Genomic DNA, 19636 nt, shown 5'->3' on the forward strand with positions numbered 1-19636 from the left:
GCCATGTGTCGCTGGCTGGCTTATACCGGTAGTCCCATACAGATGGAGAGCGTGCTGTTCAAGGCCAAGCACTCCCTGATCGACCAGAGCCTGCACTCGCGGCTGGGCGCTACCACCACCAATGGCGACGGCTTCGGGCTGGGCTGGTATGGCCGTCAACACGAAGGCCGGCCGCCGGAGCCGCCGTTCCGCTACCGCAGCGTGCATCCGGCCTGGAACGACCGCAATCTGCGGGAAGCGGCGCGCGCGATCCACGCGCCGCTGTTCGTGGCGCACATCCGCGCCGCCACCGACACGCCCGCGCAGGAAACCAACTGCCATCCGTTTCGCCACGGCCAGTGGCTGTTCGTGCACAACGGCGTCATCCGCGACTATCCGTTGCTCAGGCGCGACCTGATGCTGATGATCGCGCCGGCCTATTTCGGCTCGCTGGAAGGGTCGACGGATTCCGAGGTGATGTTCCTGCTGGCTTTGAGCTTCGGCCTGGAGGAAGACCCGCTGGCGGCGCTGGCCCGCATGGTGGGCGCGGTGGAAGAGACGGGCAGGCGGCATGGCGTGGCGCAGCCCATCAACATGACGGTGTGCGCGCTGGACGGCCAGCGGCTGATCGCCGTGCGCTATTCCAGCGAGGCCGATTCACGCACGCTGTTCCACAACACCTGCGTGCGCCATCTGCGCCAGCTATATCCCGACAATCCGCAGATCGCGGCGCTGGATGATGACGCATTCCTGCTGCTGTCGGAGCCCTTGACCGAGATGCCCGGCGCCTGGGAGGAAGTGCCCGAAGCTACCGCCATCATCGCGGGCGGCGGCACGGTGGCGCACTATCCGTTCGTGCCGGTGCCGCCGGGCGCCTGAGCCGGGCCGGGCTTCAGTGGCCCGTATGCAGGGCCGGATTCAGCGTGCCCCAGGCGGCGGTGCGCACCAGGCACTCCACGGCGCCGGTCTGAGAATTGCGGCGGAACAGCAGGCCTTGCTGACCCGCCAGCGAGGTGGCCTTCACCACCGCGCCTTCCGGCGTCAGCACGCGCGTGCCGGCGGTGACGTAGCAGCCGGCTTCCACCACGCAGTCGTCGCCCAGCGAAATTCCTATGCCCGAGTTGGCGCCCAGCAGGCAGCGCTTGCCGATGGATACCACCTGCTTGCCGCCGCCGGACATGGTGCCCATGATGGATGCGCCGCCGCCGATGTCGCTGCCGTCGTCGACGATGACGCCGGCGCTGATGCGGCCTTCGACCATGGACGCGCCCAGCGTGCCGGCGTTGAAATTGCAGAAACCTTCATGCAGCACCGTGGTGCCGGGCGACAGATGCGCGCCCAGGCGCACGCGCGCGGTGTCGGCGATGCGCACGCCGCTGGGCATGACGTAGTCGGTCATGCGGGGAATCTTGTCCACGCCGCGGATTTCCAGGATCTGTCCGGAGGCGCGCAGATGCCAGCGCAGCGCATCCACCTGATCCACCGCGCAGGGCCCGGCCGACGTCCAGGCGACGTTGGCCAGCACGTTGAACAGGCCGTCCAGGTTGGCGTCGTGCGGACGGATCAGCCGGTGGCTGAGCAGGTGCAGGCGCAGATAGGCGTCGTGCGCATCGACCGGCGGTTCGTCCAGCGACGAGATCGCGGTACGCACGGCGACGATGTCGACCTTGCGGCGGGTGTCGCGGACCAGGGCGGTGGGCACATGTTCGCCCAGCGCGGCGCGGGCTTCCTCGGGCGACAGGTGGCGGGTGCCGGTGGCTGGCGAGTTGTCGGCCAGCGAGGGACGCGGATACCAGGTGTCCAGGATGGCGCCGTCGGCGGCCAGCGTGGCGACGCCATAGGCGATGGCGCTGAGGGGCTTGGGGGAATCGGCCATGATGAAAGAGGAAGTGCGCAGTCTGGGTGCGTAATTCTAAGGCGAAAGGGCCGCGGTTTTCAGAGGCTGCCGAAGGCCCAGCGCAGGCTCAGCGACCCGGTGTGTTCGCGGTTGCCGCCGCCATACTGGCCGCCGTAGGCCAGGCCGATGACGGCCGAGCGCGACACGGCGATTTCCAGGCCGGCGCCCGCCAGCGCGGCGGACCGGGCGATGGGCGCGCCGGCGACCGTCAGCACGCTGCCGCCGTCCAGCACCAGGGTGGTTTCAGGTTGTACGTCGCCAAAGGCGCGGCGCCAGCCCAGTGTCGCGTGCAGTCTGCCGAAGGTGGGGCCGAGCGCGAAGCCGGTCTGGCCGCGCAGGCCCAGCGTGGTGGTGGTCTGCCGGATCCGTCCCGCGTCGGCCGAGAGCGCGGTGAATCCGCCCGATTCGCTGAAGCTGCGCGTGCGCACGTTGCGCACCGCCAGGCCCGCGAATGGTTCGATGGTCGCGCTTTCCGATAGCGCCAGCTCGTAGCCCAGTTCCGAAAAGGCCTGCGCGGTGTAGGCGCTGAAGTCGGCGGTCAAGGTCTGCCGGGCGATGCCGGGCATCTCGAAATGCCGCCGGGTGTCGATGTCGTGCCAGGTGTAGGAGGCGGCCGTCAGCAGGTTCAGCTTGCCGGGGCCGGCGTCGAACGACTTCTTGCCGTAGAGCCCCGCGGTATAGCTGTATACGTCCACCCGCGCATTGGCCGCGTCGATGCGGACGCGGCTGCGGGTAGCGCCCAGCGCGCCGCCCAGCCGCCAGCCGGCGCCCGCGTCGAATTCGCCGCCGCCATACAGGCCGGTGGTGCGTTGCTTGATGCGGGCCGTGTTGGCGCCGCCTTCCAGCGTCTGCCAATTGTCGACGACGACGAGCCAGCCCGGCTGGGCCGGCGCGGGACGGGCCGGACGGTCGGCCAGCAGGCTGCGGTCCGGTTCGGCCTGTCCGGCGTGCGCGTGCACTGCGCCAGCCGCGAACAGGACCTGCATGGCGAACGCCCGCGCCAGCAGCCGCCGGCGCACGGCTATCGGTGGCGGCAAGGACTGTTTACGCCAGTTCTTTCAGCAGCAGTTCCCAGAATTTCATGCGTTGTTCCAGCGTCGAAACCAGGATGTACTCGTTCAAGGTGTGCGCGCCGTCGCCGTCGGCGCCCAGGCCGTCCAGCGTCGGGATGCCCATGGCGGACGTGAAGTTGGCGTCGCTGCCGCCGCCCGTCATGGGCGCGTCTTCCAGCAGGAAGCCGGCGCGTTCGGCATAGCCCTGCACCAGCGCCAGCAGATCGGCGGCGGCTTCGGTCTTCACCATGGGCGGGCGGTTCAGTTCCACGTCGATGTCCAGTTCCACGTCCGGACCCACGGCGCACAGCTCGCGCATGCGGCGCAGCACGTCTTCGGCGGCGCCCATGTCGGGCACGCGGAAGTCGACCACGCAGCGGCACAGCGCTGGCACGGTGTTGGTCACGGTGCCGCCGGCGATGGTGCCGACGCTGACGGTAATGCCGCGGTCATAGTCGGTCATGGCTTCCAGCGCCAGCACCTGGTGGGCCATTTCGCGGATGGCGCTGCGGCCTTTCTCGTGCTGCATGCCGGCGTGGGCCGGACGGCCCTTGACGTTCAGGTTCAGCATGCCGGTGCCCTTGCGCGCCGTGACGCACTTGCCGCCGTTGGGGCGGGCGGGTTCGCAGACCAGCGCGTACTTGGCGTTGGCGGCAAAGCGCTCGATGTGCGCGCGCGACGCGTGGCTGCCGGTTTCTTCGTCGGGCACCACCAGAAAGTCCACCGGCAGCTGGGTCGCGCCGGGGCGCGCCAGGCCGGACAGCGCCGTCAGCGCCAGGTAGATGCCGGCCTTCATGTCGTAGCCGCCCGGCCCATAGAGGCGGTCGCCTTCGATGCGCACCGGGTTCTCCAGCAGCGTGCCCACCGGATGCACCGTGTCCATGTGCGCCAGGATCAGGATGCCGGGGCGCGTGTCGCCGGGGGCGCGGTTGGTCGCGTACAGCAGCGGACCCGTGGTCGGGCCCAGGGACGATAGCTCCACCGTCAGGCCGGCGGCCGCGGCGTAGTCGGCGATGATGCGCGCCATGGCGGCGATGCCCTCGGGGAAGTTCGAGGGCGATTCGCATTGCAGCCAGCTCTTGATGCCGGCGACGATCTGTTCAGTGCTCTGGGTGTTGGACATGACGGTATCGGATATCTGCAACGAAGAAAGTGGGGGCGGTCAGGCGACCTGCTGGCCGGCCAGGCGGGCCAGTTCGGCGGCGTCGGGCATCTTGCCGTCGAACCAGAGGCTGGCGCAGACGGCGGACATGGCGCGGCCGTCGTGGCCGATGCCCGGTACGACCTGCAGCTTCCAGCCGAACGGCACGCCGCGGCGCTCGGCTTCCTTGCGGCCGAACTCGAAGTAGTTCTGCGCGCGTGCGAAACGGTGCGGGCCCTGGCGCATGGCGGCGGGTTCGGACGGCAGGTTGGGGTCGTCGGTGGCGATGTCCTGGTCGCCCGCCAGGATGGTCATCGGATAGGCCAGCAGCTTCACCAGGTGGTCTTCCGTCATGCCTACGCCGTCCATGCCTTCAGGGAAGGGATAGTCGAACGTGGGCAGCGTGTACCAGCCCGGGTTGCCGGCAGCCACGGCCTTGAACGGCGCGTGCGACTGGCTGCTCATCAGGCGGTGTACGAACTGGCCGCCGGCGGAGTGGCCGAACAGGTAGACGTTCTGGCCGTCGGTGATTTCGCCGGCGATCAGGTCCTTGATGACATTGCCCACCAACGCGTAGGTCCAGCCGTCGATGTGGCGCGGATTGCCGCCGGCCGAGAACACGCGGCCGTTGTTGTAGCTTTCCACGCCGGGCCAGATCTCGTTGGAGAAGGTCAGCGCCACGATCAGCAGCTTGTGCTTGTCGGCGGCTTCCACCCAGAAATCGCGGTACTCGTCGCCGTTGCGCAGCACGCCGTGCTGCACGATGACCACCGGCATGTCGGGCGTGTAGCCGTAGGGGCGGTAGGTCTGCAGCTTGAAGGGGCGGTCGGAGTTGCGGTCCTCGTCCACATACAGGATGGCGTTGCGGCCGGCATGGCCCAGTTCGATGGCGATGCGGTCGACGTTGGACATCTCGGAGGGTTTCATCAGGCGTTCGCCTCATTCAGGTGGCAGGCCGACCAATGGCCTGCCGAGATTTCTTTCAGGACCGGCGCCTGCTCGCGGCAGCGCGGCATGGCGTGGGGGCAGCGGGGATTGAAGGTACAGCCCGGCGGCGGATTCAGCGGCGACGGGATCTCGCCCTTGATCGGCGTGAACTTGCGGCCGCGGCGGCCCACGTCCGGCACCTCGGCCATCAGGGCCTGGGTGTAGGGATGGTTGGCGCGCGCGAAGATCTCGGCCGACGTGGAGATTTCCACGATCTTGCCCAGGTACATGATCGCCACGCGGTCGGAGATGTGCTTGACCACGCCCAGGTCATGGCTGATGAACAGGTAGGTGAAGCCGTGCTGTTCGCGCAGGTCCATGAACAGGTTGATCACCTGCGCCTGGATCGACACGTCCAGCGCGGCCACGGGCTCGTCGCAGACCAGGAACTTCGGCGCCACCATCAGCGCACGCGCGATGCCGATGCGCTGGCGCTGGCCGCCCGAGATCTGGTGAGGGAAGCGGTCGCGGTACTCGGGGTCCAGGCCCACTTCCTTCAGCGCCTGGTCGATGCGCGCGGGAATCTGGGCGGCGGGCGCCAGTTTGTGGACCTTGAGCGATTCGCCCAGGATCTGGCGCAGGCGCTGGCGCGGATTCAGCGAGGCCTGCGGATCCTGGAAGATCATCTGCACGCCCAGCGTGTAGGCCAGCTTGTCGGCGCCGCGCAGGCGGCGGGCTTCCTGGCCCTGGTACAGCAGCTGGCCTTCAGTCTGGCCATGCAGGCCGGCAACGACGCGGCCCAGCGTGGACTTGCCGCAGCCGGATTCGCCGACCAGGCCCACGACTTCGCCGCGCTTGATGGACAGGTCCACGCCATTGACCGCATACACGGTGCGGCGGTCGATGGGACGGCCGGTCAGGGCCAGGATGCGCTGGGCCAGGTCGGGCCGCTGCTCGAAGCGCTTGTGGACGTTCTTGAGCTCGATGACGGGGGTATCGGCTTGGCTCATACCGGCTGGGCCTCGCGGGTAATCGGCACGTAGCAGCGGTAGTTGCGCGCGCCTTCGGTGGTGACAGTGGGGGCTTGTTCGGTGCAACGCGTGACCGCGCTGGTGCAGCGCGGGCGGAACGGACAGCCCGAGGGGCGGCCGGCGAGGCTGGGCGCCATGCCGTTGATCTGGTGCAGGCGCGCGCCGGGCTGGGTGGCGCCGGGCATCGAATCCAGCAGGCCCTTGGTGTAGGGGTGGCGCGGCGCGTCCAGCACTTCTTCGACCGGGCCGCTTTCGACGATGCGGCCTGCGTACATCACGGCCACGCGGTCGGCCAGTTCAGCCACCACGCCCAGGTCGTGGGTGATCCAGATCAGCGCGGTGTTGTGTTCGCGGCAGATCTCCTGCATGCGGTAGAGGATCTGGCCCTGGATGGTGACGTCCAGCGCCGTGGTCGGCTCGTCGCAGATGATCAGGTCGGGCTTGTTCAGCATGGCGATCGCGATCGCCACGCGCTGGCGCATGCCGCCCGAGAATTCGTGCGGATAGCTCTTCAGGCGCTTTTCGGGCGAAGGAATGCCGACCATGGCCAGCGCCTCGCGGCAGCGTTCCTCGGCTTCGGCGCGCGGCACGTCTTCGTGGGTCAGGATGGCTTCCATCATCTGCTCGCCGATGCGCAGCACCGGATTGAGCGTCATCAGGGGATCCTGGAAGATCATGGCGATGCGGTTGCCGCGCAACTGGCGCATCTGCTCTTCGCTCAGCTTGCGCAGGTCCGTGCCCTTGAACTTCACTTCGCCGTCCACCACTTCCCCGGGCGGGTCGATCAGGCCCAGGAGCGAAAAGCCGGTGACGGATTTGCCGGAACCCGATTCGCCGACCAGGCCGACGATCTCGCCGCGGCGCACGGTCAGGTCGACGCCGTCGACCGCCAGCCACGCGCCGGCTTCGGTATGGAATGCGGTGCGCAGGCCGCGCACGTCTAGAAGGATTTCGCTCATGCTCGTCGCGGGTCCAGGCTTTCGCGCAGGCGGTCGCCTACGATATTAATGGAGAGGATCAGCACCAGCAGGGCGATGCCCGGGAACAGGCTGATCCAGTAGTCGCCCGACAGCAGGTACTGGAAACCGTTGGAAATCAGCAGGCCCAGCGACGGCTCGGTGATGGGCACGCCCACGCCCAGGAACGACAGCGTGGCTTCCAGCGCGATCGCGGTCGCGATCTGGATGGTGGCGAACACCATGACGGGGCCCAGGCAGTTGGGCAGCAGGTGGAACAGCATGATGCGCCAGGCGGGGAAGCCCAGGTTGGCGGCGGCTTCCACGTATTCCTTGCGACGTTCCTGCAGGGCGCGGCTGCGCATGATGCGGGCGTAGTGCCCCCACTGCACCAGCACCAACGCCAGGATCACCTTGTCGACCCCTCGCCCCAGCACCACCAGCAGCACCAGCGCCACCAGGATGGTCGGAAAGCCCAGGATGAAGTCGACGATGCGCATGAGCACGGTATCGACCACGCCGCCGACATAAGCGGCTACCAGGCCGATGGCGCCGCCCACGGCGGTGGCCAGGACCACGGCGGACAGGCCCACCATCAGGCTGATGCGCAGGCCATACAGGATGGCGCTGAGCATGTCGCGGCCCTGGTCGTCGGTGCCGAGCCAGGCGATGCTGCCGTCCATCAGCGCCTGGCGCGGCGCCAGGCGGCCGTCCATCAGCGAAAGGTTGGCGAGGTCGTAGGGATTCTGCGGCGCGAAGAAAGGCGCGAAGACCACCAGGACGATCAGGATGGTCAGCGCGATGACGGAGCCGCGCACCGTCGGGCGCGCGTGCAGTTTCTTCAGGATGGAGGCGCGCTGGGGCGTCTCAGCCAGGGGCTGGACGGTGCGGGTGCGGCCGGGATTCGGAGTTTGAGCCATGGCGGATTATTGAGCGGGAGTCACGAGCTGCACGCGCGGATCGAGCGTGGCGTACAGGATGTCCACAACCAGGTTGATGATCACGAAGATCAGGGTGACCAGCATCACGTAGGCCACCACGACCGGGCGGTCCAGCTGGTAGACGCTGTCGATCAGCAGCTTGCCCATGCCCGGCCAGGCGAACACGGTTTCGGTGATGGTGGAGTAGGCGATGAGGGTGCCGAACTCCATGCCGATCACGGTGACCACGGGGATCAGGATGTTGCGCAGGATGTGGCGGCGCACGATGCGGCCGGGCTTGACGCCCTTGGCGCGCGCGAACTTCACGTAGTCCTGGCTGCGGGCCTCGACCACGCCGGACGCGGTCAGGCGCAGCACCAGGGCGATGTTGGCCAGCGCCAGGTTGATGGCCGGCATGATCAGGTGCGACCAGCCATCGGCAGTCAGGATGGACAGCGGCACGCCCAGCACGGTGACCGTGTCGCCGCGGCCGGTGGCGGGCAGCCAGCCCAGCCATACCGCGAACAGCAGGATCAGCATCATGCCTTGCCAGAAGTTCGGCAGCGAAAAGCCCAGCACCGAAGTGGCCATGATGCCGCGGCCCAGCGGCTGGTCGCGGTACAGGCCCGCGATCAGCCCCAGCGGAATGCCGAACACACAGGTCAGCATGATGGCGACCACCACCAGCTCGAACGTGGCGGGGATGCGCTGCACGATCAGCTCGATGGCGGGGATGCCGTGCACGAAGGATGTGCCCAGGTCGCCGTGCAGCGCGCGCCACAGGAATCCTGTGTATTGCTGCCATACCGGCAGGTCCAGGCCCAGGCGGGCGATCATCGCCTCGCGTGCGGCCTGGCTGGCTTCGGGGCTGACCAGCAGTTCGATCGGATCGCCCACGGCATAGACCGCGAAGAAGACCACGACCGAAACGGCCAGCAGCACGAACAGACTCTGTATCAGTCTGCGTAGGATGAACAAGGCCACGAGATTATTTCCTTGGTGGGCTCAGGGTTTGCGGGCGCCGCGTAGGGTCTTACTTGGCGGGCTTGGCCGACATGGCCAGGGTGTACTGGTCGGCGCGGCCTTCATAGGTCAGTCCCTTGCGGAACGCCCAGATGCTGCTTTCGAAATGCAGGGGAATGCTGGGCAGGTCGGCCAACGCCAGCGTCAGCGATTCCTGCAGCAGCTTTTCGCGCGCGGCCGGGTCCACGGTGACGAGGGCGCGCTTGAACACGCGGTCGAACTCGGGGTTGTCATAGCCGCCGTAGTTGCTGGTGCCCAGGCCGTGTTCCTTGTCGAACGCGCTGACCCAGTATTGCAGGAAGGACGAGGCCTCGCCGGTTTCCGACGACCAGCCGCCCATGGCGAAGCTGAACTCGCGCTTGGCGCGCTTGGGGAAGTAGACCGAGCGCGTCATGGTGTCGACGGTGGTCTTGATGCCCACGCGCGACAGGTATTGCGCCACTGCCTGCGTGACCTGCGCATCGTTTATGTAGCGGTCGTTGGTCGATGAGACGGTCAGCTCGAAGCCGTTCGGGTAGCCGGCTTCGGCCAGCAGCTTCTTGGCGGCGGCCGGGTCGTACTTCAGCGCGGGCGGGTTGGGCAGGGTGCCGAACATGCCGTCAGGCAGGAACTGGTTGGCCGGCGTGGCGGCGCCGTCCATGATGCGGTCGGCGATGGTCTTGCGGTCGATGGCCATGGAAATGGCGCGGCGCACGCGCACGTCCTGCAGCGGGTTCTTGCCGTCCGCGGCTTTCACGCCAGGGCTGGGATTGCGCGCCACGTCGGGCTGGAAATACACCACGCGCACCGACGGGGTGATGACGTGGCCGAAACCCGGCGTTTCCGAAATGCGCTTCACGTCGCGCGCGGCGGGATTTTCGATCAGGTCGAAGTCGCCCGCCAAGAGGCCGGTCAGGCGCGGGCCAGCGGCAGGCACCGGCACCAGCTTTACGTCCTTCCATGCCGGCTTCGCGCCCCAGTAGGCGTCGTTGCGCGTCAGTTCGATGGCGGTGCCCTTGACGTAGCTCTTGAGCGTGTAGGGCCCGGTGCCGATCACGGAGCGGCCGGTGTTGAAGTCGGCCACGGTAGGCCAGGAGCCGGTGACGCCGCACTTGTTCTTCAGGTCGAAGCTGATCGGGCCATGTTCTGCGATGCCGTTCCACAGCATGCCCATGCGGGTCAGGTCGTTGGGCAGCAGCGGATAGGGCTGGCGCGTCTTGATCACCAGCGTGTTCCCGTCGCGCACCTGCACGTCGGCGAACTTCTGCACGATGGAGGGGTACGAGCTGCTGATGGACTGCTCGTTGTTGACCACGCGACAGAAAGTGAACAGCACGTCCTGCGCCGTGAAGGGCTGGCCGTTGGAAAACTTGACGCCATCGCGCAGCGTGAATTCCCAGGTCGTGTCGTCCACCGGCTTCCAGGCCGTGGCCAGGCGCGGGATCAGGTTCATCTTGGCATCCTGCCCCACCAGCGTCTCGAACATGTGCGAGGTCATCGCATCGTTCGGCGTGGCCTGGTGGTAGTGCGGATCCATCGACGTCGGCTCGGACGACAGGCCGATCCGCAGAACGCCGGCGGCATCCTGGGCGATGGCCGCGGTGGTACAGGCGGCCATGGCGAAGGCCGTGAGCATGCTGCGGTAGAGCGTCTGGGCAGACATGGATTTTGTCCCTTTGTTGTATTGGTTATGGTGTTGCGGGGCGGCGTTCCTGGCGGGCCGCCGCGGGTCTTCAGGCGATGGGCTGCGCCAGCCGGACGACGGTCACGCCGGGCCGCAGATTGGCGGTGGAAGGCATGATCAGCACGCAATCGTCATAAGGCGTGACGACGGGCTCGCCCTCGGACCAGCCGATCAGGTCGCCGGCGCGGGCCAGCGTTTCCAGGCCCTTCCAGGGCTGGGCGAAGCGGAAATCGGCGCTCTTGGCGGCGATCGCATGCGTCACGCGCAGTGCGCGCTGCGTGGACGCGGCGGGGGCGAACCAATCCGCGGGCAGGTCGCCGCGGTCCACCGTGCCCGCTTCCACCAGGAAGCGCGCCAGCTGGTCGACAGCCACGCCGCGCGCTTCGGGCGCGCCATGGAAGCCGCATTCGATCAGCAGGGAACGGGTGCCGTTGTCGCCGGCTTCGCCGAAGCGGCCGTAGTCGCGCATGCGCACGCCCGCGGCGTGGCCGGCGTCGGCGATGATGGTGGCGGGGTTGCCCAGGGCCAGCGCCAGGTCGATATTGCGTTGCTCCATGCCGGTCAGCTGCAGCGGCACGTCGGAATTGCTCATCGAATGGAAATCCAGCAGCCAGTCGGCCTGCTCGACCCAGGGCTGGATCTCGGCGGCGCGGCGGCGTTCCTGGCTGGTCGGCACGCTCAGCTTGTCGTCGCTCCAGACGCGGTTCATGTCTTCGTCGACGAAGCGCGCGGGCGCGTAATTCGCAGGGTCGAAGCGATCGAACGCCGCCAGGTTGCAGAACGCCAGCGTCAGCGAACCGCGGCGCGGGCGCAGGCCCGCCGCCAGCGCGTCCTTCAGCGCCCAGGCGCCGCAGAGTTCATTGCCGTGGATCAGCGCGCTCAGCATGACGCGTTTGCCCGGCACGCCCGAATCGAAATGCCAGACCCCCGGGGTATCCGTGTTGCCCACCCGCTCTGCCGACAAGTTCGGACAGGCAAGTAGAAATGGACGCGGTGTGGACGCGGGGGCGGACGTGGGCATGGGAACTCCGATGAAGCGACGGGATTGTATAGGCGATGGCGCTGGGGGGGCGGCTAGCGGCCGGCATGAGCGGGCGCCGCGGCGCGACGGGCGCTGAAACAGGCTGCTAGCACGGGTTTTCCCTTATATATAGGGCGCGTCAGGCGCGCGCCGCCTTTGAGTATTGGGCGAATTCTAGGAGCTTGGCTGCTTTCTCTACAATTAGAATATTTATCTCGAGCTTTGCAGAAAAGGCAAAGCTTGTTCCCCATTCCCATTCTCTGAGAACCGCGAGGGCTGACGTGCACGGCATCGCCTTGAAGTATTTTCTGGAGGTCGCCCAGGCGGGCAGCCTGAGCGGCGCGTCCGAGCGCCTGCATGTGGCGGTGTCGGCCATCAGCCGGCAGATCGCCAAGCTGGAGGAAGAGGCGGGCGCGCCGCTGTTCGAGCGCGCCGCGCGCGGCATGGTCCTGAGCGAAGCGGGCCAGCTGCTGCTGGCGCATGCCCGCCGCACCATGCTGGAAGCCGATTCCGTCCTGCAGGAAATCGCCGCCATCAAGGGCGCCGCGCGCAACGAGATCCGGGTGGCCTCTGTCGAGGGCGTGGCGCGGATCTTCCTGCCCTCGGTGATGGCGCGTTTTCGTCGCGACTGGCCCAACATCCGCTTCGACCTGCACGTGGGGTCGCCGGCCGAAGTCAGCCGCCGGGTGGCCGAAGGCAGCGTGGAACTGGGCATGGTCTTCATTGCCGAACGCATCGGCGGGGTCAGTCCGCGCTATTCGCGCCGCGCGCCGGTGCATGCGGTGATGGCGGCCGACCATCCGCTGGCGGGGCGCGCCAGCGTCAGCCTGCAGGATCTCAGCCAGTATCCGCTGGCGCTGACCGGGCCGGGCACCACCACGCGCCAGCTGTTCGAGATGGGCTGCGCGCTGGAGTCGGTGCAGCTGGAGCCAGCGCTGACCTGCAACGATTCCTCGCCCCTGCACGGCTTCGTCTTCGGGTCGGACGCCATCATGCTCAGCGGCTATATCTCGGTGGCCTGGAGCCTGCGGCGCGACGAGCTGATCGCCGTGCCGATTTCCAATGCCGAGCTGCAATCGCGCACCCTGCAGATCCAGGTCATGCCGGGCCGGGTGTTGCCGCCAGCGGCCGAGGCCTTTGTCGAATTGCTGGCGCGGGAGCTGGACGACGCGCTGCAAGGCAGGGCGGCCGCATAGTCCGCCAAGGACGCAGAAGTCCTCCGCCCAGGCAAAAAAACGGCTGCCCTGGGGCAGCCGTTCTTCGTTCAGGCGGACCTGATTACTTCTTTTCGGGCGTGACCGAAGTGGCCAGCGTGTACTGGTCGCGGCGGCCTTCGTAGGTGATGCCCTTGCGGAAGGCCCAGATGCTGCTTTCGAAGTGCAGCGGGATCAGCGGCACGTTGTCCAGCGCGATCTGGGTGGATTGCTGCAGCAGCTTCTCGCGCTTGGGCGCGTCCACCGTCACGATGGCTTCCTTGTAGACCTTGTCGAAGTCGGCATTGCTGAAACCGCCGTAGTTGCTGGTGCCCAGGCTGTTGGGGGAATCCAGGGATGCCACCCACAGCTGGAACAGGGCCGAGGCTTCACCCGTTTCCGCCGGCCAGCCGCCCATCGAGAAGCTGAACTCGCGCTTGGCGCGCTTGGGGAAATAGATGGAGGCCGTCATGGCGTCCACATTGGTCTTGATGCCGACGCGGGCCAGGTACTGGGCCACGGCTTGCGCCACCTGGCCGTCGTTGACGTAGCGGTCGTTGGTCGACGACAGGGTCAGTTCAAAGCCGTTCGGGTAGCCGGCTTCGGCCAGCAGCTTCTTGGCGCCTTCCGGGTCGAACTTGATTTCCGGCGCCTGGGGCAGCGCGCCGAACATGCCGTCGGGCATGTACTGGAAGGCGGGCGTGGCCATGCCGTCCATGATGCGGGCGGTGATGGTCTTGCGGTCGATGGCCATCGAAATCGCCTTGCGCACGCGCAGGTCCTGCAGCGGGTTCTTGCCGTCGGCGCTCTTGACGAAGGGGCTCGGGTTGCGGCCCACGTCAGGCTGGAAGAACACCAGGCGGGTCGACGGGGTGGCGACGAAACCGAACTTGGGGTTGTCCTTCAGGCGCGGCAGGTCGCGGGCGGCGGGGTTTTCGATCATGTCGAAGTCGCCGGACAAGAGGCCGGTCAGGCGCGGGCCGGCCGACGGCACCGGCACGAACTTCACTTCCTTCCAGTACGGCTTGGGACCCCAGTAGTTTTCATTGCGGACCAGCTCGATGCCGGTGCCCTTGACGTAGGACTTCAGGGTGTACGGGCCGGTGCCGATGGCGTCCTTGCCGTTGTTGAAGTCGGCCACGGTGGGCCAGGGGCCGGTCACGCCGCAACCCTTCTTGGGGTCGAACGTGAGCTTGCCGTGTTCGACGATGCCGTTCCAGACGATGGGCAGCGAACGCGCCAGTTCGGCGGGCATCAGCGGGAAGGGTTCGCCGGTCTTGATGATGACGGTGTGCGCGTCCGGCGTCTGCACGTCGGTGATGCGCTTGGTCATGTCCATATAGGACTGCGACACGTTGGTTTCGTTGTTCAGCGTGCGGCAGATGGTGAACAGCACGTCTTCGGACGTGAACGGCTTGCCGTTGGAGAACTTGACGTCGTCGCGCAGCTTGAATTCCCAGGTCTGGTCGTCCAGCGTTTTCCAGGAGGTGGCCAGGGCCGGAACCAGCTTCATGTCGGCGCTGCGGCCCACCAGGGAACTGTAGACGTGCGCAGAGAAGGCGTCGTTCTGCGTCATCTTGTGGTAGTGGGGATCCGCCGAGGTGGGCTCGGCCGACAGGCCGATCTTCAGCGTCTGGGCTTGGGCGGCGGCCAGGGGAATGGCGGCGGCCGCAAGGGCCAGGGTGGTACGCAACTTCATGGTGACAACTCCGGATGGGGAACGAACCGGATCGCGCCTGCGTGTAAACCGGCCTGCGCCAGCCGCGCGGGCGGCCTCGCCTGGAAGGGGCTCAGGGGGTTTTGGCGCCGGGCACGACGGCAAGGGGCCGATTATCGGTAGGGGCTTCGCGCACTGTCAATGCGCAATGGCAAGCGCGGCGCTAGGGAAAACGCGGAGAGGGAGGGGGAAAGAGGGCGCCGCGCTGCCTCGTCTGGAGGCCTGCGCGGCGCGATGGCGCCCGGGTGAGGGGCTGGGCGCCGAAGAACCGCCGCAAGGGGCGCCGGGAAACCGGCGGGCGTTGCGGCGGGGTCGCGCCAGGCTGAATCGCGGGAGATCGATCGCGACTCAGGCCGGCGCGGCAGGGCTTACCACTGCGAACCGGAGAAGCGCGAGCTGGCGGCGCGGGCCTTGTTCATCGACTCGTTCACTTCGTCGATGAAGGAAAACACGGCGGCAACAGCTGCCACTACGGCTTGGCCGGCCTTCTTCAGGCTGGTCAGCGGATGGGAATTCGGTTGGTTCTCGAGGGCGCCGCGGAGCAGGTCACGCTCCAGCGCGTCGGTCAGGCGGGCAGTGTGGTTCAGGGTCAGTTCGCTCATGGTTTGCTCCAGTCCGTTTCGTCTTGGGGTAAACCATTATAGGGATAACCCTAGAACAAAAGCAATGCCATTTCTAGGGTAAACCCCTATATGTTGTAAAAATGTTTATGCCGCAGGGACTTAGCCGCCATTGCGCAGGGCGCGGGCGGCATCCGCCAGCTCTCCGGCGGTCAGTCCGATGGGGCCGACACCCTGGGCGACCAGCGCGTCGGCGGCCGCGCCGTGCAGCCAGACTGCCCCGGCGACCGCCTGCTCCAGCGGCAGCTTCTGGGCGATCAACGAGCCCAGCATGCCCGCTAATGCGTCCCCGGTTCCGGCGGTGGCGAGCCCCGGATTGCCGCTGGTATTGACCCGCAGATCGCCATCCGGGGAGCAGACCACGGTGCCCGCGCCCTTCAGTACGATCCAGGCGCGGTAGCGCTGGGCCAGTTTCCTGGCGGCGGCCGGCCGGTCGGCCTGCACCTCGGCCGTGTCCATGCAGAGCAGCCGCCCGGCCTCGGCCGGGTGAGGCGTCAGCACCACGGCGCCCTCGCCCCAGTTGGGCTGGATGTCGCCGCGGGCCAGCAGATTCAGGCCGTCCGCGTCCAGCACCAGGGGCGAGCCGCGGCGCAGCACGAACAGTTCGGACAAGGCGTTGGCCGCCAGGGCGTCCGTGCCGATGCCGCAGCCCGCCACCCAGGCGGTGACGCCCCAGTCTTGTTCCAGCAGCGAGCGGGCGTCGCGCAGCATCAGTTCGGGCTGCAGTGGATCGCAGGCCAGCGGCGCGGCGTCCTGGGCGAAGCCGACCAGCACCTTGCCGGCGCCGGTCTTCAGGGCGGCGCGCGCGGCCAGCAGCGCCGCGCCCGTCATGCCCGGGCCGCCGCCCACCACGCCCACTGTGCCGAAACTGCCCTTGTGGGTGTCCTGGCCGCGCGGCGCGAACAGGGCGGGCAGGGCGGCGCGGTCGATGGCGCCGCCGGCGGACGGGGCGGTAGTGTTCATGGGCTGAGGCTCCTGGGGATGGCGGCGTGGCGCGAAAGCGCGTATCTACTATAGTGCGCCCAAACCGGCCGGCATCCGGCCCGGCCTCAAGACAAGATTACGTGGAGACGAACATGAGCGACATCACGCTGGAACACTATTCCGCCTATGAGTCCCTGAAACTGCGCCGGCACCCCGGCGGGGTGCTGGAGGTGATCATGGGCGCCAAGGGCGGCATGCCGGGCAAGCTGTCCACCGCCGATGACCGCATGCACCGCGAATTGGCCGACATCTGGCGCGATATCGACACCGACCCGGACACCCGGGTGGTGGTGATCCGCGGCGAGGGCAAGGGCTTTTCGGGCGGGGGCGACCTGGACCTGGTGCAGCAGATGGCGGACGACTTCGACGTGCGCACCCGCGTCTGGCGCGAGGCTCGCGACCTGGTCTACAACATCATCAACTGCAACAAGCCCATCGTGTCCGCCATGCATGGCGCGGCCGTGGGCGCGGGCCTGGTGGCCGGCCTGCTGGCCGACATCTCAATCGCGGCGCGCGACGCGCGCATCATCGACGGCCATACCCGCCTGGGCGTGACGGCTGGCGACCACGCCGCCATCGTCTGGCCGCTGCTTTGCGGCATGGCGCGCGCCAAGTACTACCTGATGCTGTGCGAAACCGTGACCGGCGAGGAAGCCGAGCGCATCGGCCTGGTGTCGCTGTGCGTGGACGAGGCCGAACTCATCGGCCGCGCCTTCGCGGTCGCCAACAAGCTGGCCGCCGGTTCCCAGACCGCCATCCGCTGGACCAAGTACTCGCTGAACAACTGGTTGCGCATGGCCGGACCCAGCTTCGATACGTCGCTGGCGCTGGAATTCATGGGCTTTGGCGGTCCGGACGTTCGCGAAGGGATCCAGTCCCTGCGCGAACGCCGCGCCCCGAACTTCCGGCCGGATTCGCCGTTCTGAGGCGACGGATTACGCGCGCCAGGCTAGGGCGCGCAATCCGGCTTTCCTACTTCTTGAAGAACTTCGCGAACGCCGCCTGCGCTTCCTCGGATTGCAGGCGGATGCGGAATTGCTGGGCTTCATAGTCCAGCGTGTCCTGGATCGCCTGGCGGTCCGGGCGGCGCAGCATGGCCTTGGTCAGGCGCAGCGCGGCCGGCGGCTGGCGCGCCAGGTCGGCGGCGGTGGCTTGCGCCGCCGCCAGCGCCTGGCCCTTGGGCGTGACCGAAGTGGCCAGCCCGGCGTCGCAGGCGTCCTGCGCCGTGAAGGCCTTGCCCTGCAACAGCCATTCAGCGGCGCGGCGGGCGCCGGCCAGGCGCGGCATCAGCAGGCTGGAAGCGCCTTCCGGGCACAGCCCCAGCGCCACGAACGGCATGCGCAGAGTGGCGCCTTCGCCGATGTGGACGAAATCGCAGTGCTGCAACAGGGTCACGCCGATGCCGATGGCATAGCCTTCGACTGCGGCGATGACCGGCACGTCCGCCATGACCAGCGCCCGCAGGAAGGTCAAGGCGGCGCTGTCGCCAGCGCCGCGTTCCGCCTGGAAGTCGCGCAAATCATTGCCCGCCGTGAAATGCTCGCCCGCGCCGGTCAGGACCACTGCCGCCAGCGCCGTGTCGGCGCATGCCAGAGTGATCTGCTCGGTCAGGGCGGCATAAGTGGCCGTATCCAGCGCGTTGCGGCGGTCCGGGCGATTGATGGTCAGCGTCAGCACCGCGCCGTCGCGGCTGACCTGCAGGCCGGCGCTCATGCGCCGAAACCGTCGGCCAGGCGGGACTTGGCGTCCGCGTATTCGCTGCGCAGCGTGTCCACGATCTGGCGGGTCGGCAGCACGCTGGCGATGCCGCCTACGCCCTGGCCCGCGCCCCAGATGTCCTTCCAGGGCTTGACCCGGGTGGAGCCGAAATTGGACGCGCCGCTGTCTGGCTGCGGCAGGTTGGCCGGGTCCAGGCCGGCGGCGGCGATGCTGGCCTTCAGGTAGTTGCCGGGAATGCCGGTGAAGAACGGGGTATACAGGATGTCCGAGGCGCTGGCGTCCACGATGGCGGACTTGTAGCCTTCGCTGGCGTTGGCTTCCTCGCTGGCGATGAAGCGCGTACCCATATAGGCGAAGTCCGCGCCCATGGCCTGCGCGGCCAGGATGTGCGCACCCGAGGTGATCGCGCCCGACAGGATCAGCGGGCCGTCATAGAAGCGGCGCACTTCGGACACCAGCGCGAAGGGGCTGAGCGTGCCCGCATGGCCGCCAGCGCCGGCGCACACCAGGATCAGGCCGTCCACGCCGGCTTCCAGCGCCTTTTCGGCGTGGCGGATGGTGGTCACGTCATGGAACACCTTGCCGCCCCAGTCATGGATGCCTTTGACCAGGTCGCCGGGGGCGCGCAGGCTGGTGATGATGAGCGGCACGCGGTGGCTGGCGCACACGGCCAGGTCCTGCTCCAGCCGGTCGTTGGACTGATGGATGATCTGGTTGACCGCAAACGGCGCCACCGTCGCGCCGGGGTTGGCCTCGCGGTGCGACGCCAGGCCGGCCTGGACTTCGTCCAGCCAGTCGGTCAGCAGGCTCTGCGGACGCGCGTTCAGCGCGGGGAACGACCCCACGATGCCGCTGGTGCACTGCGCCACCACCAGCTTGGGATTGGACACGATGAACATCGGGGCGCAGATGACCGGCAGGGACATCTGGCCGTACAAATCAGTCACGAGAGAGTGGGGCATGGCTTCGTCGCGGAAAAAGGTCACGGGAGAACTTGAACATCGGGACTTGAACACCGTTGGCGGGTGTGCCTATAATTACCTACCGACCGTCCGGTAATTAATTAATCCTTATTAAACGGCATGCGCTGAAGCGCTGTCAATGGAGGTACGCGAGTCCCTCCGGCAGCTGCGGCGCGGCCCTTGCAAAGGCTGCCATGGCGACCTCCGCCCCTCCCGCCCAGAAACGCGCCCGCGCCGGCCGGCCGCCCACCGTGGCGGCCCCGCGCGAACGCATCCTGGAAGAAGCCGCCAAGCTCTTTGCCCAAAGCGGCTACGACGGCAGTTCGGTATCCGACCTGGCCGGCGCGCTCGGCGTGTCCAAGGCGGCCATCTACCACTACTACACCACCAAGCAGGACATCTACGACGCCATCATCCTGGCCGTGCTCAGCGGCCTGACGCAGGCCGTCGCCCAGGATGTGGCGCGGGCGGAGGGCGCCACGGCCCGGCTGCGCGCCTTCATGGTGGGCCACGCGCGCTACTTCGAGCAGCACCACGCCGAATTCGTCACCATGCTGATCGGCTATTCCGGCATGGCCCTGACCGAACGCGAAGACGCCGCCCGGCTGCGCGACGGCTACGAGAAGCGCCTGCGCGAACTGATCGCGCAAGGCGTCGCCGCCGGCGAGTTCCGCGCGCTGGACGTGGCCGCCGCGGGCCGCGCCGTGCTGTCCATGCTGAACTGGATGGTGCGCTGGTACAAGCCCGGCCAGGGCGACAGCGCCGAAGCCATCGCCGCCGGCTATTTCGATCTATTGGTCGGAGGCATGCGCGCCTGAGGCGCGGCTGTCC

At 67.7% G+C, this 19636-nt stretch carries 19 protein-coding genes; 4 read left to right on the forward strand and 15 right to left on the reverse strand.

What is annotated here, in order from left to right; translation table 11 throughout:
- Positions 1 to 3: 3 nt before the first annotated feature.
- Positions 4 to 858: a class II glutamine amidotransferase gene (locus AC1RHV_RS14765; protein WP_054455178.1), complete on the forward strand. Its 855-nt coding sequence runs from the start codon at positions 4 to 6 to the stop codon at positions 856 to 858.
- Positions 859 to 871: 13 nt separating this feature from the next.
- Here AC1RHV_RS14765 and dapD read toward each other — a convergent pair whose 3' ends face one another.
- The 10 genes from dapD to AC1RHV_RS14815 all read right to left on the reverse strand — a co-directional run bounded on the left by dapD (position 872) and on the right by AC1RHV_RS14815 (position 11610).
- Positions 872 to 1855: a 2,3,4,5-tetrahydropyridine-2,6-dicarboxylate N-succinyltransferase gene (gene dapD, locus AC1RHV_RS14770; RefSeq protein ID WP_054455175.1), complete on the reverse strand. Its 984-nt coding sequence runs from the start codon at positions 1853 to 1855 to the stop codon at positions 872 to 874.
- A gap of 59 nt (positions 1856 to 1914) precedes the next feature.
- On the reverse strand, positions 1915 to 2913 hold the full coding sequence (locus AC1RHV_RS14775; RefSeq protein WP_492301180.1) for an autotransporter outer membrane beta-barrel domain-containing protein: 999 nt from the start codon (positions 2911 to 2913) through the stop codon (positions 1915 to 1917).
- Positions 2914 to 2920: 7 nt separating this feature from the next.
- The gene (locus AC1RHV_RS14780) at positions 2921 to 4051 is read right to left on the reverse strand and encodes a M20 family metallopeptidase (RefSeq protein ID WP_054455173.1); all 1131 of its coding nucleotides are present in this window, start codon (positions 4049 to 4051) and stop codon (positions 2921 to 2923) included.
- A 39-nt stretch (positions 4052 to 4090) separates the two neighbouring features.
- Positions 4091 to 4996 (reverse strand): prolyl oligopeptidase family serine peptidase, encoded by a 906-nt coding sequence (locus AC1RHV_RS14785; RefSeq protein WP_054455171.1) that lies wholly within the window; start codon positions 4994 to 4996, stop codon positions 4091 to 4093.
- Positions 4996 to 6006, reverse strand: coding sequence for an ABC transporter ATP-binding protein (locus AC1RHV_RS14790; protein ID WP_013391145.1), 1011 nt, complete (start codon positions 6004 to 6006; stop codon positions 4996 to 4998). Before AC1RHV_RS14790 ends, AC1RHV_RS14785 begins: the two co-directional genes overlap by 1 nt.
- Positions 6003 to 6986 carry an ABC transporter ATP-binding protein gene (locus tag AC1RHV_RS14795; protein WP_054455169.1) on the reverse strand — a complete coding sequence of 328 codons (984 nt, stop codon included), beginning with the start codon at positions 6984 to 6986 and terminating at the stop codon, positions 6003 to 6005. The genes AC1RHV_RS14790 and AC1RHV_RS14795 overlap by 4 nt, the downstream gene beginning before the upstream one ends.
- Positions 6983 to 7903 (reverse strand): ABC transporter permease, encoded by a 921-nt coding sequence (locus AC1RHV_RS14800; RefSeq protein WP_054455166.1) that lies wholly within the window; start codon positions 7901 to 7903, stop codon positions 6983 to 6985. Before AC1RHV_RS14800 ends, AC1RHV_RS14795 begins: the two co-directional genes overlap by 4 nt.
- Before the next feature lie 6 nt (positions 7904 to 7909).
- Positions 7910 to 8887, reverse strand: a complete 978-nt coding sequence (locus AC1RHV_RS14805) for an ABC transporter permease (protein WP_054455165.1) — start codon at positions 8885 to 8887, stop codon at positions 7910 to 7912.
- A 49-nt stretch (positions 8888 to 8936) separates the two neighbouring features.
- Positions 8937 to 10568: an ABC transporter substrate-binding protein gene (locus AC1RHV_RS14810; protein WP_119452134.1), complete on the reverse strand. Its 1632-nt coding sequence runs from the start codon at positions 10566 to 10568 to the stop codon at positions 8937 to 8939.
- A 70-nt stretch (positions 10569 to 10638) separates the two neighbouring features.
- Positions 10639 to 11610, reverse strand: a complete 972-nt coding sequence (locus AC1RHV_RS14815; RefSeq protein WP_192352965.1) for a M14 family metallopeptidase — start codon at positions 11608 to 11610, stop codon at positions 10639 to 10641.
- Positions 11611 to 11891: 281 nt separating this feature from the next.
- Here AC1RHV_RS14815 and AC1RHV_RS14820 point away from each other — a divergent pair, with 281 nt between their 5' ends.
- Complete coding sequence (locus tag AC1RHV_RS14820; RefSeq protein ID WP_054455159.1) at positions 11892 to 12806, forward strand: LysR family transcriptional regulator; 915 nt, start codon at positions 11892 to 11894, stop codon at positions 12804 to 12806.
- 82 nt (positions 12807 to 12888) lie between these two features.
- Here AC1RHV_RS14820 and AC1RHV_RS14825 read toward each other — a convergent pair whose 3' ends face one another.
- From AC1RHV_RS14825 to AC1RHV_RS14835, 3 genes are all read right to left on the reverse strand, one after another.
- Positions 12889 to 14502 (reverse strand): ABC transporter substrate-binding protein, encoded by a 1614-nt coding sequence (locus AC1RHV_RS14825; protein WP_054455157.1) that lies wholly within the window; start codon positions 14500 to 14502, stop codon positions 12889 to 12891.
- A gap of 386 nt (positions 14503 to 14888) precedes the next feature.
- Positions 14889 to 15122, reverse strand: a complete 234-nt coding sequence (locus AC1RHV_RS14830) for a hypothetical protein (protein WP_054455155.1) — start codon at positions 15120 to 15122, stop codon at positions 14889 to 14891.
- A gap of 120 nt (positions 15123 to 15242) precedes the next feature.
- Entirely contained in the window at positions 15243 to 16103 is an 861-nt protein-coding gene (locus AC1RHV_RS14835; RefSeq protein WP_492301184.1) for an NAD(P)H-hydrate dehydratase, read from the reverse strand.
- Positions 16104 to 16216: 113 nt separating this feature from the next.
- Between AC1RHV_RS14835 and AC1RHV_RS14840 the strand changes: the two genes are divergently transcribed.
- Positions 16217 to 17050 (forward strand): enoyl-CoA hydratase/isomerase family protein, encoded by an 834-nt coding sequence (locus AC1RHV_RS14840; RefSeq protein ID WP_492301185.1) that lies wholly within the window; start codon positions 16217 to 16219, stop codon positions 17048 to 17050.
- Between the two features lie 46 nt (positions 17051 to 17096).
- Here AC1RHV_RS14840 and AC1RHV_RS14845 read toward each other — a convergent pair whose 3' ends face one another.
- Together AC1RHV_RS14845 and AC1RHV_RS14850 are read right to left on the reverse strand one after the other, a co-directional pair.
- A complete protein-coding gene (locus AC1RHV_RS14845) occupies positions 17097 to 17837 on the reverse strand; it encodes an enoyl-CoA hydratase-related protein (RefSeq protein WP_054455148.1) in 741 nt (246 codons plus the stop codon).
- A complete protein-coding gene (locus AC1RHV_RS14850; RefSeq protein WP_054455881.1) occupies positions 17834 to 18805 on the reverse strand; it encodes an NAD(P)H-dependent flavin oxidoreductase in 972 nt (323 codons plus the stop codon). The genes AC1RHV_RS14845 and AC1RHV_RS14850 overlap by 4 nt, the downstream gene beginning before the upstream one ends.
- Before the next feature lie 194 nt (positions 18806 to 18999).
- On the opposite strand from AC1RHV_RS14850, the gene AC1RHV_RS14855 reads away from it, so the two are divergent.
- A complete protein-coding gene (locus AC1RHV_RS14855) occupies positions 19000 to 19623 on the forward strand; it encodes a TetR/AcrR family transcriptional regulator (RefSeq protein WP_054455146.1) in 624 nt (207 codons plus the stop codon).
- Positions 19624 to 19636 lie beyond the last annotated feature (13 nt).

This window comes from Achromobacter sp. GW823-FHT04E03 (genome assembly GCF_058796095.1).